Genomic DNA, 14,916 nt, shown 5'->3' on the forward strand with positions numbered 1-14,916 from the left:
GCGCATGTCCGGGCGCCCCCATGCATCGGTGACCCCGCCCGCGCGCGTCCGCCCCGCCCCCCTCCGCTCCCTAGTCTCAGCGTGGACTCGGGCGTTTCAGGGCCTGGTGCGGGCATCCGCCCTCGCCCGCCGCCTCACCAGCCGCGCCGACCTCGGGGAGGGGCACGTGCTCAGCACCGCCATCAGCAACGCGCACCACAGCGCGCACCACGCGGACGTCGTCATCATCGGAGCGGGCCTCGCGGGGCTGTCCGCCGCTCATCATCTGACCAGCGCGGGCGTCACCGTCTCCGTGCTGGAGGCCGCCCCGCGCGTCGGCGGCCGCATGGCCACCGACACGGTGGACGGCTTCCGCCTCGACCGGGGCGGACGGCTGCTCACCACCTCGTACCCGGAGCTGCTGCGCACTCCGGGGCTGGAGGGCGCCGCCGTCCGGATGTTCTCACCGGGCGTCCTCGTGCACAGTGACGGCCGCAACTACCGCACGGGCGCCGTCGGGAGCGCACGGAGCGCACTCACCGTGGCGCGCGCCCTCGCGAGCGCCCCCCGACCACCGCTCGGCGGCGCGCTCGACCAGGCCCGGCTGATCGCCTCCCTGGGCCGCCTCGCGGCGACGCCGACGGACCGGCTGCTGGCCCGGCCGGAGCGCACGGCGCTGGAGGCGCTGTCCGCGCGGGGGCTGCCCGCGCGGACGGTCAACAGCTTCGTACGGCCGCTGCTGTCCGCGCTGCTGTGCGACCCGGACCTCGGCACGTCGAGCCGGTGCGCGGACCTGGCGCTGCGGGCGTTCGCGCGCGGCCGGCTCTGCGTCACGGCGGGCGGCGCCTCGACGCTGCCCGAGCTGCTGGCGCGGACCCTGCCGAAGGGCACGGTCCATACGGACGTCTGTGTGACGGACACCTCGATCAACAACGTCACGACCAAGGAGCACGGCGAGATCGGCTGCCGTTCGCTCGTGCTGGCGACCGGCGCGCGGGCCGCCGCCGAGCTGCTGCCGGGGTTGCGCGTGCCGGACTTCCACGCCGTGACGGTGCTTCACCACACCGCGCCCGCCGCCCCGTTGGCGGACCCGACGCTGCTGCTGGACGCGGACCGGAGCGGACCGGTCGCGCACACGGCGGTCATGAGCGCGGTCGACCCCTCGCGCGCGCCCGAGGGCCGGGTGCTGATCTCGTCGACGGTGCTCGGAGATCCCGGCCCGGCCGCCGAGTTGGACCGCGCGGTGCGCACGCATCTCGCGCGGCTGTACGGGACGCCGACGGACGAGTGGGAGCTGCTGGCGCTCCACCACGATCCGGAGGCGGTGCCCGCCATGGCGCCGCCGCACGATCTGCGCCGTCCGGTGCGGCTGCTGTCCGGGCTGTACGTGTGCGGCGACCACCGGGACACCAACACGGTCCAGGGGGCGCTGTTCTCGGGCCGCCGCGCCGCCCACGCGATCCTGCGCGATCTGGGCGTACGCCCGGCGCGGGAACCGGTGCCGCTGACGGCCGTCGCTTAGGGCGTGTTGCCCGCCTGGCTCGCGACGCCCGGCACGCACGCGCGCGCCGCGTGGTCGGAGTCATCCGCGTACGTCCCGTACGAGGACGATCCTCCGCCTCGTGAGAGAGCGCTCGGCATCCGGACGACGCATCAGAGCGCCGAGGCGGTGCGAGCGGAGCGAGTGCGGTGCGTCAGACGCCGCGAGCCCCGCCCTAAGGGCGCACGGCGCCATGTGCCGGACAGGCCCAGGCGGAGCCGCCGACCACGACTCCGGTCCCGTTCGGGGTGTCGACCACCCCCGGGCGGGACCGGCTCAACCCCGGTCAGCCGATCGCCGCGACCCGGTCGCGGTAGGTCCGTACGGCCGCCGCGTTCCGGTAGGGCTCCAGGCGGCGTTCGAAGTCCCGTACGTACTCCACCGCCCGCGCGGACCGCATCTCCGTGGCCTGCTGCGCCGCCTCCGCGCCCAGCGCGCACGCCTGCTCCAGCTCGCCGAGGCCCAGCCGTCCGCAGGCGAGGACGACGCGGCAGAAGAGGCGGCTGCGCGCGAACGCGGCGGCGCGCAGTTGGAGGGAGCGCTCGGCGTGCTGGACGCAGCTGCGGTACTGCTGGAGGTCGCGGTGGCAGTGCCCGAACTCGTCCGCGAGCTGCGCCTCGTCGAAGAAGCGCGCCCAGTGCGGCGCGTCGTCGCCGGGCCTGGCCGTCTCCAGGGCGCGTTCGGCCCGTACGAGCGCCGATGTGCAGGCGCGCGCGTCGGCGAGTACCCCGTGGCCGCGCGCCTCCGCCGAGTGCAGCAGCGCCTGGACCACCGGCGGCGCGGAACCGCCGATGCCCTGCTGGGCCACGCGGGCCAGCTGGACGGCTTCCCTGCCGTGGCCGAGGTAGACGGCCTGGCGGCTCATGGTGATCAGGACGTACGAGCCGTACGCGCGGTCCCCGGCCGCCTGGGAGAGCCGCAGGGCCTGTACGAAGTAGCGCTGGGCGAGGCCGTGCGCGGCGATGTCGTACGAGGTCCAGCCGGCCAGCCGGGTCAGATCCGCGGCGGCGGCGAAGAGTCTGCGCCCGGTGGTCTCGCCGTACGTGCCGCGCAGCATCGGCTCGGCCTCGTGCTCCAGGTAGCGGATGAGGGCCTGCCGGGCGTGGCCGCCGCCGTACGCCTGGTCGAGGGTGCGGAAGAGGTCGCCGACCGAGCGCAGGGCGTCGATGTCGCCGGAGGTGACCTTCTGACCGGCGGCGCGTTCGGTGCGCTGTCTGGGGACGGTGGGGAGCACGGGTGCGGGAGCGGCGACGGATCCCGCCGCCCCTCCCGCACCCGTCGCGCCTCTGCGCCCCGCCGGGCGGCCGGGGCCCGCACCGGCGCCCGTACGCCCCTGGGCGGGCACCCTGGCGCCGCCGCCGCGCACGGCGGAAGGCCCGGGGTGGCCGACGCGTTCGTCGGGGCGGCCGATGAGCCAGTCGCGGCTGGGCACGACCAGCCCCGCCGGAGTGAACGCGATCTTGCGCAGTTCGCTGTGGCTGCCGGAGTCCTTGCGCCACAGGCCGCCGACGATGTCGACGGCCTCCTGCGGGCTGGACGCGAATTCGAGCCCCGCGTAGACGGGCGCACAGGCGTCGAGTCCCAGGTCCTGGGCGGAGAGCCGACGGCCGAGCCGGCGGGTGAAGACCTCGGCGATCAGTGCGGGTGTGGTGCCGCGTGGCTGCTGCCCGCGCAGCCAGCGTGTGACCGACGTCTTGTCGTACCGCAGATCGAGGCCGTGCTCCAGGCCGAGCTGGTCCACCCGCCGGGCGAGCCCCGCGTTGGAGAATCCGGCTTCTGAGATGAGCGCGGCGAGCTGGCGGTTGGGGATGCGCTGCGGAGGTCGTTCCGACATCAGCTGTACGGTCTCCTGCCTTCCGGGCCCGGAAGCAGCCCTCATGGAACGGCGCGAATTTAGTAGCCAGGACCGCTCCGGCCACCACCTTTGCCCAACATTCATTCGATCGTGTGAGCAGTGTCGACGTGACTGACCCCGGTGTGACCGGACCGTTCGGAGGCTGTTCCTGATGCCCCCAGGACTGTTCCAGATCGCCTCAGGACCGATTCGGATCGCCTCAGGAGCGTTCCGGGCCGCTTCGGTACCCATCTCGTCACCCGGCCCCGGGACCGCCGCGCGGTCCGCCCGGGAGCCCCGCGGGAACGCCCGCGGGACTGCCCCTGACCCCACCTGCCCGGCCGTCCCTTCGGGGGCCGCCGTACAGTGGCGGGGGCGCCTGTGGCGCGCGGTGAAGTGGTGAGGGAGGCACGGGCGTGAGTGAGCTGCGGTACATCCATCTGGGGTTCGGCGCGGATCGCGTCGAGTACCGGGAGGCATGGCAGGAGCAGCGCCGGGTGCACGCGGCCCGCTTCGCCGACGAGATCCCGGACACCTGTCTGCTGCTGGAACACCCTCCCGTCTACACGGCGGGTCGGCGCACGGTGGACAGTGAGCGTCCGCTGGACGGCACCCCGGTCGTGGATGTGGACCGGGGCGGGAAGATCACCTGGCACGGCCCCGGCCAGCTGGTGGGCTACCCGATCCTGAAGCTGCCGCGTCCCGTCGATGTCGTCGCGCATGTGCGCCGCCTCGAAGAGGCCATGATCCGTACGGTCGCCGACTTCGGTCTGGAGACCACCCGGGTCGAGGGGCGCAGCGGGGTCTGGGTGCTCGGCGACCCGGTGGCGGAGCGGCCCGCGGTGGGCGGGCTGGAGCTGGACCTCGACCCCCGGGTGACGGACGAGGAGTTCGACCCGCGGCTGAACGGGCCGGAGTACGCGCCCTCCAACGCGGGCCAGCGCCGCGAGGACCGCAAGCTCGCGCAGATCGGCATCCGGGTGGCGAAGGGCGTGACGATGCACGGCTTCGCCATGAACGTGAACCCGGACAACACCTGGTTCGACCGGATCGTGCCCTGCGGTATCCGGGACGCGGGCGTGACCTCGCTCTCGTACGAGCTGGGCCGCGAGGTGACGGTCGAGGAGGTCGTTCCCGTACTGGAGAGGCACCTGCGGGACGTGCTGGAACAGGCGGATCCGACACCGCGCGAGATCGAGCGCGAGAGCGCCCGGGAAGGCGCGGGGGAAGGCACGGGGGAAGGCCCTCGGGAGAGCACTCAGGGGTACAGAACCGAGCCCGGACCGGAGAACGGACGGAAGTACGGCCCGGAGCGCGGACCGGAGCGCGAACGGGAGCGCGAACGGGAGCACGGACCGGAGCACGGACCGGAGCGCGAACGGGAGCACGGACCGGAGCACGGACCGGAGCGCGAACTGCGGCGAGAGCCGGAGCGCGCGGGGTCGTAGCCCCACGGAGCCCTGCCCCTTGCCCCTGTCCCGCGCCTCGGCGCGAGCGCCGGGGGAAAGCGCCGGGGGAATGCGCCCCATTGGCCGCGGGTTGGCCAGACGTAATGCCACGCAAATAACGGGCGTAACCTGGTGTTCGCCGAAGAATCGAATGCCGCGCCAGCAGAGAGAGGTGCCGGACGTGTCCGCTGTCGCACCCGACGGACGCAAGATGCTGCGCCTGGAGGTCCGGAACAGCCAGACCCCCATCGAGCGCAAGCCCGAGTGGATCAAGACCCGGGCGAAAATGGGTCCCGAGTACCAGCAGCTCCAGAAGCTCGTGAAGAGCGAGGGACTGCACACGGTCTGCCAGGAGGCCGGCTGTCCCAACATCTTCGAGTGCTGGGAGGACCGCGAGGCCACCTTCCTCATCGGCGGTGAGCAGTGCACCCGGCGCTGCGACTTCTGTCTGATCGACACCGGGAAGCCGGAGGCGCTGGACCTCGACGAGCCGCGCCGGGTGGGTGAGTCCGTCGTCACGATGGACCTGAACTACGCCACGATCACCGGTGTCGCCCGCGACGACCTGGCGGACGGCGGTGCCTGGCTGTACGCGGAGACCGTGCGTCAGATCCACGCGCTGACGGCGGACCGCGAGAGCGGCCACACCAAGGTCGAGTTGCTCATCCCCGACTTCAACGCGGTGCCCGAGCAGCTGGCCGAGGTCTTCTCGTCCCGTCCCGAGGTGCTCGCGCACAACGTGGAGACGGTGCCGCGGATCTTCAAGCGGATCCGTCCCGGGTTCCGGTTCGAGCGCTCCCTCGAAGTGATCACGCGCGCCCGTGAGGCGGGGCTGATCACCAAGTCCAACCTGATCCTGGGCATGGGCGAGGAGCGCGCCGAGGTCAGCGACGCGCTGCGGCAGCTGCACGACGCCGGGTGCGAACTGATCACGATCACGCAGTATCTGCGCCCCTCCCCCCGGCACCACCCGGTGGAGCGCTGGGTGAAGCCGCAGGAGTTCGTGGAGCTGAAGGAGGAGGCCGACCAGATCGGCTACTCGGGCGTGATGTCGGGTCCTCTGGTGCGTTCCTCGTACCGCGCGGGCCGGCTGTACCAGCAGGCGAACGAGCGGCGGGGCGTGACGGTGGCCGGCCAGGCCGTGTGAATCCGGACACAAGAGATTACCCGCCAGTAACTCATGGCGGTGAGCGGCCCGTCCACTCCCCCGCAGGCGGGGGCGGTGGTACGGGCCGCTCCGGCGCTCACGGGCCCGAATCCGCCCGCGCGTCAGGGTTTCATTCGCGTTTGACCGGTCGGTCACGCCCTGGTAACACCAGTGGGTGACCCTGGATTCACGCACCGCGCACACGCGCTCACGCCTTCACCTCTGCGAGGGGACCGCCACCATGCAGGTCGCGCCGGTACGACCCGTACACGACACCGCGAACGCCCCCGCGCACCGCACCGCGGGCGCGCCCGCCAGGGGCTCCGTCTCCCAGGCCGTGGCGACCGCCTCCCGTACCGCGGGCGCCCTGCCGCCGCTCCCGCTTCCGCCGCTCCCCTCCCTCTCGGGCGCGCTGCGCGCGATGGAGACCTTCCTGCTCGGCAGCGGCCAGCGCACAGCGCGCCGGAACGCCTGGACAGCCGTCCTGGAGGACCGCAGCCGGGCCAGGGACCGGGTCGAGACGCAGCACGTACTGGAGGCGGTGTCGGACGCCACTTCCCACGCCACGTAAACTTCCGGGTATGGCGAGGAAGGAAAACGCAGACACTGCTGCGAACACGGGGCGACTGAAGCAGATCGCCCTCACCTACAAGATGACCCGGAAAGCCGACTCCAAAGTCGGACTTATCCTCGCGGGTGTGGGAATCGTCACCTTCGGTGTCTTCCTCGCGATCGGCTTCTTGATCAACCACCCCATCTATCTGGGCATCCTCGGGTTCATCCTGGCGTTCCTCGCGATGGCGATCGTCTTCGGCCGCCGTGCCGAGCGCGCGGCCTTCGGCCAGATGGAAGGCCAATCGGGCGCCGCGGCGGCTGTTCTGGAGAACGTGGGGCGTGGCTGGACCACGACACCCGCGGTCGCGATGAACCGCAGCCAGGACGTCGTCCACCGGGCCGTCGGCAAGGCGGGCATCGTGCTGGTCGGCGAGGGCAACCCGAACCGGGTGAAGGGCCTGCTCGCCGCCGAGAAGAAGCGGATGGCGCGCATCGTGATCGATGTGCCGGTGCACGACATCATCGTCGGTGACGGCGAGGGCCAGGTGCCGCTGAAGAAGGTCCGTACGACCATGCTGAAGCTGCCGCGCGTCCTGGCGGGGCCGCAGGTGACGGCGGCCAACGACCGGCTGCGGGCGATGGGCGACCTGATGAGCAACATGCCGCTGCCGAAGGGGCCGATGCCCAAGGGGATGCGGATGCCGCGCGGCGGAAAGGCGCGCTGAGTCTCACGCGTATGTGAGCGACACACGTATGTGACAAGAGGGCGGTACGGAACGGGAGTTCCGTACCGCCCTCTCCTACGTCTCCGCGCGCTCCCGCGTCCTCCCGCGTCTCCGCGCGCTCCTACCGTCCCCCGCGCCCCTACGTCTCCCCGGCTCAGATCCGGACCCGCACGGCCCAGACTCAGATCCGGACCTGCACGGCCCGCGCGAGGCGGTCGTGCAGACCGCGTCCGTCGCGGTCCCAGACCAGCGCGGGGACGGCCAGGCAGAGCAGTACGCTGCGGACCAGCACGCGGCCCGGCCCGATCCGCTCGCCGTTCTCGGCGACGACCCGCAGGCCGAAGAGGCGCTTCCCCGGCGTGAAGCCGACCGTCCCCACGGTGAGCAGGCTCAGGACGAGCAGGACGGCGAGCGCCCAGTTCCCCGACGCCTGCCAGTCACCGCCGGAGAGCAGTCCGTATGCGATCAGCATGCAGAGCGCCCAGTCCACGAAGAGGGCGCCGAAGCGCCGCCCGAGCGGGGCGATGGAGCCGGGGCCGTGCTCCGGCAGACCGAGCCGTTCACCCCGGTAGCCGAAGTCGACGCCCATCTGTTCGGCCGCGGCGCGCGGTCCGGAGAGCCACGATCCGATTGCTTGCCTGTTATCCACCCGACCACGGTACTGCGGCCGTGCGCGCGCAAGGGGAACGGGGTTGCCGACAGGCATGGGAAGGGGGTGCGGGGGTACCGGTGCGTAGCCGTCGTACGCCGGGCGCACACCCAGGCTGGTTAACTTCGGCGAAACAAATGGGTCATGCTGGAGAAATCCCGGAAACCTATGGTCGGGTCCAGCGTGTGCCACCGCACTGGCCGCACGACCGATAACCCCCGCCCCTCCCCGGGACGGGAGGAGGAGGAGCTGGATGTTCCAGAACGCCGACGATGCCAAGAAGTTCATCGCGGACGAGGACGTGAAATTCGTCGACGTCCGGTTCTGCGACCTGCCTGGCGTGATGCAGCACTTCACGATCCCGGCCAAGGCGTTCGACCCGAACGAGGAGCTGGCCTTCGACGGCTCGTCGATCCGCGGCTTCCAGGCGATCCACGAGTCGGACATGGCGCTGCGCGCGGACCTGTCGACGGCCCGGGTGGACCCCTTCCGCCGCGACAAGACCGTGAACATCAACTTCTTCATCCACGACCCGATCACGGGCGAGCAGTACAGCCGCGACCCGCGCAACATCGCCAAGAAGGCGGAGGCGTACCTCGCCTCCACCGGCATCGCGGACACCGCGTACTTCGGCCCCGAGGCCGAGTTCTACGTCTTCGACAGCGTGCGCTTCAACACCACCGCCAACGAGGGCTTCTACCACATCGACTCCGAGGCCGGCGCCTGGAACACCGGCGCGGTCGAGGACAACCGCGGCTACAAGGTCCGCTACAAGGGCGGCTACTTCCCCGCCCCGCCGGTCGACCACTTCGCGGACCTGCGCGCCGAGATCTCCCTGGAGCTGGAGGCGTCCGGCCTCCAGGTCGAGCGCCAGCACCACGAGGTGGGCACCGCGGGCCAGGCCGAGATCAACTACAAGTTCAACACGCTGCTCGCCGCGGCCGACGACCTGATGCTCTTCAAGTACATCGTGAAGAACGTCGCCTGGCGCAACGGCAAGACCGCGACCTTCATGCCCAAGCCGATCTTCGGTGACAACGGCTCCGGCATGCACGTCCACCAGTCCCTGTGGCAGGGCGGCACCCCCCTCTTCTACGACGAGCAGGGCTACGCGGGCCTCTCGGACACCGCCCGCTACTACATCGGCGGCATCCTCAAGCACGCCCCGTCGCTGCTGGCGTTCACCAACCCGACGGTCAACTCGTACCACCGCCTGGTCCCCGGCTTCGAGGCCCCGGTCAACATGGTCTACTCGCAGCGCAACCGCTCCGCCGCGATGCGCATCCCGATCACGGGCTCCAACCCGAAGGCCAAGCGCGTCGAGTTCCGCGCCCCGGACCCGTCCTCCAACCCGTACCTGGCCTTCTCCGCGCTCCTGCTCGCGGGCCTCGACGGCGTCAAGAACAAGATCGAGCCGGCCGAGCCGATCGACAAGGACCTCTACGAGCTGGCCCCGGAGGAGCACGCGGGCGTCCCCCAGGTCCCGACCTCCCTCCCCGCCGTCCTGGACGCGCTGGAGGCGGACAACGAGTACCTCCAGGCGGGCGGCGTCTTCACGGCGGACCTGATCGAGACCTGGATCGACTACAAGCGCACGAAGGAAATCGCCCCCATCCAGCTGCGCCCGCACCCGCACGAGTTCGAGCTGTACTTCGACATCTAAACCGCAAGGTCGCGCAGGCCGGAGCGTGAGGGCCGCTGACCCCTGGCCGGGGTGGCGGCCCTCACGCACGTGTGGAGTACTCCCGAGGGGCCGGGCCGGGTGCGCGACGCGGTCTGCGGGAGGGCCGGTGTTCGGCGGTACGTGGCCACCCCGGCAGGCCGGATCCCGCCGTGCCGTTTGGTCCGCGGGCGGGCCGGGCGCCGTGCTTGTGGTCATATGCCGAGACGGTGTTGCGGAGCGCGCCCGTGAGGCGTTGCATCGCGCCGTGCGATCAGAAGACGAATGCGAACGCGAAGACGGATCCGGTTCTCCCGCCGGAGGTGGCGCCGCCGATCGGGCGGCCAAGCGGGCTGTGACCGTGTTTCCCGTGCTGGTGCTGGTCGCGGGGGCTCTCGGGCTGGTGCTGCCTGGGGCGTTCGCGGAATGGAAGACGTCGGTCCCGTACCTGCTCGGCATCGTCATGTTCTGCATGGGTCTGACCATGACGCCGAAGGACTTCCAGGGGGTCGCCAAACGGCCCTGGGCCGTGGGGCTCGGGCTGGTGGCTCATTACGTGATCATGCCGGGGCTCGGCTGGCTGATCGCGAACGGGCTCGGGCTGCCGCCGCAGTTGGCGGCGGGGGTGATTCTGGTCGGGTGCGCGCCGAGCGGTACCTCGTCCAACGTGGTCACCTATCTGGCGCGGGGCGATGTGGCGCTGTCCGTGTCGGTGGCCACGGTGTCGACGGTGCTCGCGCCCCTGGTGACGCCGCCCTTGACGCTGCTGCTGGCGGGTGAGTTCCTGCCGGTCGACGCGGGCGCCATGGTCACCGACATCCTGAAGACCGTGCTGCTTCCGGTCCTGGCCGGTCTTGCGGTGCGGCTGTTGGCCGGGCGGTACGTGGACCGGGCGCTGGGGGCGCTGCCGTGGCTGTCGGCGGTGACGATCGCCGTGATCGTGGCCGTGGTGGTGGCCGGGAGCGCGGCGGCGATCAAGTCGGCCGCTCTGCTGGTGTTCGTCGCGGTCGTGCTGCACAACGGTCTCGGGCTGGCCCTCGGTTACGGCGCGGGGAAGCTGGCCCGGCTCGGGCCGCCCGCGAGCCGGGCCATGGCGTTCGAGGTCGGCATGCAGAACTCGGGGCTCGCCGCCTCGCTGGCCACCGCGCACTTCAGCCCGCTGGCCGCGCTGCCCGCCGCGGTGTTCTCGGTGTGGCACAACGTGTCGGGCGCGCTGGTGGCCGCCTGGATGGCGCACCGGGCGCGGCGGACCGACGCGGTCGGCCGGCCCTCCGCCGTTCCCGCGGGGCGCTCGCCTCAGGGAGACGCCGTGGACGCCGCGGGCGCGGGTGGCGGGAGCGGGACCTCAGCCGGTACCGGAAGCAGCGGCTCCTCCTCGTAGTCGAGACGCGCGGGCAGTGCGGCGGGGCGTGCGCTCGGGAACGGCCGGGGGGCGCGCGGGCGCCGTGTCGGTGCGTCCGGATGCCGTGCGAGCTGCGGGCCACCGCGATGCGTGGTCGGATGCTGGTGTGGAGGCGATTGTCATGGCATCCGGTCCGACCGCGTTCGACGTCACCGTGGAGATCCCGCAGGGGTCGCGCAACAAGTACGAGATGGATCACGCCGCCGGGCGCATCCGGCTGGACAGGACCCTGTTCACCGCCACCCGCTACCCGGCCGACTACGGCTATATCGAGGGCACTCTGGGCCGGGACGGTGACCCGCTGGACGCGCTGGTGCTGGTGGGCGAGCGGACGTTTCCCGGCTGTGTGATCCGCTGCCGGGCCCTCGGCATGTTCATGATGCGCGACGAGAAGGGGCCGGACGAGAAGGTCCTGTGCGTACCGTCCGACGACCCCCGGCACTCCGCGCTCCAGGAGATCACCGACGTCTCCGACTTCGATCTGCTGGAGATCACCCACTTCTTCCAGGTCTACAAGGACTTGGAGCCCGGCAAATCGGTCGAGGGCTCCCACTGGGAGGGGCGCGAACAGGCGTACGCGGAGATCGAGGCGTCCCGGGCGCGCTCCCGGGCACACCCAGGAGCGGTGGCGCACCCGGGAGCGGTGGCGCACCCCGGAGCCGATGCGCACCCCGGCGCTGGTGCGCACCCCGGCGCGGGCAGCTGACCGCCGTGCTCCGTATCGCGCGCCTCCACGCCGTCGAGATCCTCGACTCGCGGGCCAGGCCCACCCTCTCCGTCACCCTGGAGACCGACAGCGGGCTGCGGGTAAGGACCGGGGTGCCCGCCGGCGCTTCCACCGGGTCCAGGGAGGCCGTCGAGCTGCGCGACGGGGACGAGGAGCGGTACGGCGGGCAGGGCGTTCGGCGGGCGGTCGCCCATGTCAACGGTGAGATCGCGTTGGCGCTGACCGGGCAGCGCTTCGCCTCGCTCGAAGAGGTGGACGCCACGCTGATCGACCTCGACGGCACCCCGGACAAGTCCCGGCTGGGCGCGAACGCGATCATCGGCGTCTCGCTCGCCGCGGCCCGTACGGAGGCGGCGCAGTACGACCGGGCGCTGTGGCAGCACATCGCCGCGCTCGCGGGCGCGCCGCCCCTGCTGCCGGTGCCGCACTTCAACGTCGTCAACGGCGGGGTGCACGCATCCAACAACCTGGACTTCCAGGAGTTCATGATCGCCCCGCTCGGCGCCGCCGGTCTGCCCGACGCCGTACGCGCCGGGGCCGAGGTCTACGCACGGCTCAAGGCGCGGCTCGCCGCCGGGGGCCATGCCGTCGGGCTGGGCGACGAGGGCGGTTTCGCGCCCGCCCTCGACCAGCCGGAGGAGGTGCTGCGGGAGCTGGTCGCCGCCATCACGGACGCCGGGTACACCCCGGGCCGCGACGGCGTGGCCATCGCGCTGGACCCGGCGGCGAGCGAACTGCGTACGGAGGACGGCCGTTACCGTGTCGCGGGCGAGGAGCTGACCTCCGACCAGCTCATCGACCGGTACGAGGAGATCGTGGACCGCTTCCCCGTCTGGTCCATCGAGGACGGTCTCGGCGAGGACGACTGGGAGGGCTGGGAGCGGCTGACCGCGCGGCTGGGCGACCGGGTCCAGCTGATGGGCGACGACCTGTTCGTCACCCATCCAGCGATCATCGCGGAGGCGATCGGCCGGAACGTCGGGAACTCGGCGCTGATCAAGGTCAATCAGATCGGCACGGTCACCGAGACCATGGCCGCCATCGGGGTCTGCCGGGGCGCCGGTTACACCCAGATGGTCTCCCACCGCTCCGGTGAGACCACGGACGCGTTCATCGCCGACCTGGCCGTCGGCGCGGGCTGCGGGCAGCTCAAGTCGGGCGCCCCCGCGCGGGGGGAGCGCGTCGCCAAGTACAACCGGCTGCTGGAGATCGCCGACGCCCACCCCGAGCTGCCCTTCGGGCTCGCCGTGGCGGCGGACGGGGCCCCGGGCGCCTGAGGAGTCCCCGGGTCCCGGGGGCCCGCGGAGGCGGAGGCGGAGGCGGGGCGTTACGACGCTGCGGCGTTACGGCGTTACCGCGTTTACGACGCTGCGGCGTTTACGGCGTACCGCATTACCGCGTTACGGCCACACCGCCCCGGCCACCGCCACCCCCGCGTACACCGCGCCGAGACCGGCCGCCACGCTCGCCGCCACATTGGCCAGGGCGTAGAACCGGGCGCCGTCCTCGGCCAGCCGCAGCGTCTCGTAGCTGAACGTCGAGTACGTCGTCAGCGCCCCGCACAGCCCCGTACCGAGCAGCAGCTGGGTACGGGACGACGCGGCGCCCGCCGTGACCGCGCCCGTGACCAGTCCGAGGATCAGACAGCCCGCCACGTTGACCACGAGCGTCCCCCACGGGAAGACGGAGTCGTGCCTGCGCTGCACGGACCGGTCGGTGAGATAGCGCAGCGGGGCGCCGACGGTCGCGCCGAGGATCACCAGCAGCCAGTTCACTCCGCGTCACCCCGGCCCACGTACCGGATGACCTCGCAGTCGTCCAGGATCACCAGACCCTCGGTGACCAGCTCGTCCAGCTGCGGCAGGAACGCCCGTACCTTCTCCTCGGTGTCCACGATCACCACCGCCACCGGCAGGTCCTCGCTGAGCGACAGCAGCCGCTGGGTGTGGATCAGGGAGGACGCGCCGAACCCCTCGATGCCCTGGAACACGCTGGCTCCCGCGAGTCCCGCCGCGTGCGCGCGGTGCACGATCTCGGTGTAGACGGGCCGGTGGTGCCAGAGATCGGCCTCCCCGACGAAGATCGTCACGCGCAGCGCGGTACCTGTCAGCCTGGTCATGTCTGCCTCCACGTCAGTACGCGGCGTGTCAGCCACACCGCACCCCACACCGCGCAGAACGCGGCGATCAGGGTCAGTCCCAGATAAGCCAGCCCGGTGCGTGCCCGGCCGTCGGCCACCAGCCGCTGGATGTCCACGGCGTAGGTGGAGAAGGTGGTGAATCCGCCCAGGACGCCGGTGCCGAAAAACGGCCGTACCAGCGGGTGCGCCCGCCACAGTTCGGTGATCACCACCATGAACACCCCGATCACCGCGCATCCGGCGGCGTTCACGATCAGCGTCGTCCAAGGGAAGGCGCCCGGGGCGGTGGGCCATATGAGGGACGCGGCGTAGCGCGCCGAGGCGCCGATCGCGCCGCCCAGCGCCACGACGGCGACGGGACGCCACTGGTCGCGTACGCGTTCGCGCGGCGGCTTGCGTCGCGGGTGTCCGGGGCGGGGGAATCCCGGCCGGAGGTGTCGTCCCCTGGGCATGGGTCTCTCCTACTCGCAGGTGCGCCGGAGCCTGGTCCGGGCACGCTTCCTCGCAAGTAGGGACCGTTGGCGGCGACGGCACCGCGGTTCGGGTACGGCGGGCCCCACCGCCGTACGGCCGCCCGCGAGGGGCCGCCGTGGGTCCACATTAGCGCCGAGGTGCGGGCCGTCGCGAACCGCGGCGCGTCGATTGTCAGTGGCCGCTGGCACCATGACCGCATGAAGACCTACAACTGGCGTCCGTTCCTTGAGCGGTGGAGTGCGGACTGGACGGGCTCCCCCGCCGTGCTGGGGCGGGAGGACGGTGCGGGCGCCCTGGGGTTCGCGCCCGCGGGGGAAGAGCGCGTCGCCGCGCTGGAGGCGCGGCTCGGCATGGCGCTGCCGCCGACGTACCGCTCCTTCCTGGCGACCACCGACGGCTGGCGGGCGGCCGGTACGGGGATACGGCTGCTGGGGACGGCGGACGGGGTGCGGCGCCACGGGGACGGCGGCGACAGGTGGAGCAGGGCGTTGCTGTTGTCCGCGGGATCGGACACTTCGGATGCTTCGGGTGTTTCAGACGCTTCGGACGGTACGGAGGTCCTGCTCGACCCGGACGAGGTGAGCGCCGACGGGGAGTGGGCGGCCTATCTGCGCCGTCCGGGTCGAGCAGGACCTC

At 71.9% G+C, this 14,916-nt stretch carries 14 protein-coding genes and 1 pseudogene; 10 read left to right on the forward strand and 5 right to left on the reverse strand.

The features are described from left to right. Nucleotides 1-166: 166 nt before the first annotated feature. The gene (locus tag DVH02_RS21020) at nt 167-1,501 is read left to right on the forward strand and encodes an NAD(P)/FAD-dependent oxidoreductase (protein ID WP_233518354.1); all 1,335 of its coding nucleotides are present in this window, start codon (nt 167-169) and stop codon (nt 1,499-1,501) included. A 304-nt stretch (nt 1,502-1,805) separates the two neighbouring features. On the opposite strand, the gene DVH02_RS21025 is transcribed toward DVH02_RS21020, so the two are convergent. After that, nucleotides 1,806-3,353: a regulator gene (locus tag DVH02_RS21025; protein ID WP_114625381.1), complete on the reverse strand. Its 1,548-nt coding sequence runs from the start codon at nt 3,351-3,353 to the stop codon at nt 1,806-1,808. A 416-nt stretch (nt 3,354-3,769) separates the two neighbouring features. Between DVH02_RS21025 and lipB the strand changes: the two are divergent. The 4 genes and pseudogenes from lipB to DVH02_RS21045 all read left to right on the forward strand — a co-directional run. Next, nucleotides 3,770-4,564, forward strand: a pseudogene (gene lipB, locus DVH02_RS21030) (lipoyl(octanoyl) transferase LipB); the annotation flags it as partial. Nucleotides 4,565-4,982: 418 nt separating this feature from the next. Continuing rightward, on the forward strand, nt 4,983-5,948 hold the full coding sequence (locus DVH02_RS21035) for a lipoyl synthase (RefSeq protein ID WP_114625391.1): 966 nt from the start codon (nt 4,983-4,985) through the stop codon (nt 5,946-5,948). A 367-nt stretch (nt 5,949-6,315) separates the two neighbouring features. After that, nucleotides 6,316-6,519 carry an SCO2195 family GlnR-regulated protein gene (locus tag DVH02_RS37255; protein ID WP_114625392.1) on the forward strand — a complete coding sequence of 68 codons (204 nt, stop codon included), beginning with the start codon at nt 6,316-6,318 and terminating at the stop codon, nt 6,517-6,519. A gap of 10 nt (nt 6,520-6,529) precedes the next feature. Beyond that, nucleotides 6,530-7,228, forward strand: coding sequence for a DUF4191 domain-containing protein (locus DVH02_RS21045; protein WP_114625382.1), 699 nt, complete (start codon nt 6,530-6,532; stop codon nt 7,226-7,228). Nucleotides 7,229-7,409: 181 nt separating this feature from the next. Here the strand turns inward: DVH02_RS21045 and DVH02_RS21050 are convergent, their stop codons facing one another. Then, nucleotides 7,410-7,877 (reverse strand): RDD family protein, encoded by a 468-nt coding sequence (locus DVH02_RS21050; RefSeq protein WP_114625383.1) that lies wholly within the window; start codon nt 7,875-7,877, stop codon nt 7,410-7,412. Between the two features lie 253 nt (nt 7,878-8,130). Here DVH02_RS21050 and glnA point away from each other — a divergent pair, with 253 nt between their 5' ends. From glnA to eno, 4 genes are all read left to right on the forward strand, one after another. Further along, on the forward strand, nt 8,131-9,540 hold the full coding sequence (glnA, locus tag DVH02_RS21055) for a type I glutamate--ammonia ligase (protein WP_114625384.1): 1,410 nt from the start codon (nt 8,131-8,133) through the stop codon (nt 9,538-9,540). Between the two features lie 265 nt (nt 9,541-9,805). Further along, nucleotides 9,806-10,918 carry a bile acid:sodium symporter family protein gene (locus DVH02_RS21060; RefSeq protein ID WP_114625385.1) on the forward strand — a complete coding sequence of 371 codons (1,113 nt, stop codon included), beginning with the start codon at nt 9,806-9,808 and terminating at the stop codon, nt 10,916-10,918. Between the two features lie 142 nt (nt 10,919-11,060). Then, entirely contained in the window at nt 11,061-11,645 is a 585-nt protein-coding gene (locus tag DVH02_RS21065) for an inorganic diphosphatase (protein WP_114625386.1), read from the forward strand. A gap of 5 nt (nt 11,646-11,650) precedes the next feature. Then, nucleotides 11,651-12,943 carry a phosphopyruvate hydratase gene (gene eno / locus DVH02_RS21070; protein ID WP_114625387.1) on the forward strand — a complete coding sequence of 431 codons (1,293 nt, stop codon included), beginning with the start codon at nt 11,651-11,653 and terminating at the stop codon, nt 12,941-12,943. 123 nt (nt 12,944-13,066) lie between these two features. Here eno and crcB (DVH02_RS21075) read toward each other — a convergent pair whose 3' ends face one another. The 3 genes from crcB (DVH02_RS21075) to crcB (DVH02_RS21085) are packed head-to-tail and all read right to left on the reverse strand — an operon-like array spanning nt 13,067 to nt 14,258. Further along, entirely contained in the window at nt 13,067-13,441 is a 375-nt protein-coding gene (gene crcB, locus DVH02_RS21075) for a fluoride efflux transporter CrcB (RefSeq protein WP_114625388.1), read from the reverse strand. Beyond that, complete coding sequence (locus DVH02_RS21080; protein ID WP_114625389.1) at nt 13,438-13,785, reverse strand: DUF190 domain-containing protein; 348 nt, start codon at nt 13,783-13,785, stop codon at nt 13,438-13,440. The genes crcB (DVH02_RS21075) and DVH02_RS21080 overlap by 4 nt, the downstream gene beginning before the upstream one ends. Next, entirely contained in the window at nt 13,782-14,258 is a 477-nt protein-coding gene (gene crcB / locus DVH02_RS21085; protein WP_114625390.1) for a fluoride efflux transporter CrcB, read from the reverse strand. Before crcB (DVH02_RS21085) ends, DVH02_RS21080 begins: the two co-directional genes overlap by 4 nt. A 219-nt stretch (nt 14,259-14,477) precedes the next feature. Between crcB (DVH02_RS21085) and DVH02_RS21090 the strand changes: the two genes are divergently transcribed. Next, a partial coding sequence (locus DVH02_RS21090; RefSeq protein ID WP_147286099.1) for an SMI1/KNR4 family protein occupies nt 14,478-14,916 on the forward strand: 439 nt, incomplete at its 3' end.

The organism is Streptomyces corynorhini (genome assembly GCF_003346515.1).
GTDB classification, from domain to species: Bacteria; Actinomycetota; Actinomycetes; order Streptomycetales; family Streptomycetaceae; genus Streptomyces; species Streptomyces corynorhini.

What these genes read in the sequence shown, in the direction of transcription:
- DVH02_RS21025 (WP_114625381.1), bottom strand. Translation starts at nt 3,353, where the DNA reads ATGTCGGAACGACCTCCGCAGCGCATCCCCAACCGCCAGCTCGCCGCG.
- DVH02_RS21045 (WP_114625382.1), top strand. Translation starts at nt 6,530, where the DNA reads ATGGCGAGGAAGGAAAACGCAGACACTGCTGCGAACACGGGGCGACTG.
- glnA (WP_114625384.1), top strand. Translation starts at nt 8,131, where the DNA reads ATGTTCCAGAACGCCGACGATGCCAAGAAGTTCATCGCGGACGAGGAC.
- DVH02_RS21065 (WP_114625386.1), top strand. Translation starts at nt 11,061, where the DNA reads ATGGCATCCGGTCCGACCGCGTTCGACGTCACCGTGGAGATCCCGCAG.
- DVH02_RS21080 (WP_114625389.1), bottom strand. Translation starts at nt 13,785, where the DNA reads ATGACCAGGCTGACAGGTACCGCGCTGCGCGTGACGATCTTCGTCGGG.
- crcB (WP_114625390.1), bottom strand. Translation starts at nt 14,258, where the DNA reads ATGCCCAGGGGACGACACCTCCGGCCGGGATTCCCCCGCCCCGGACAC.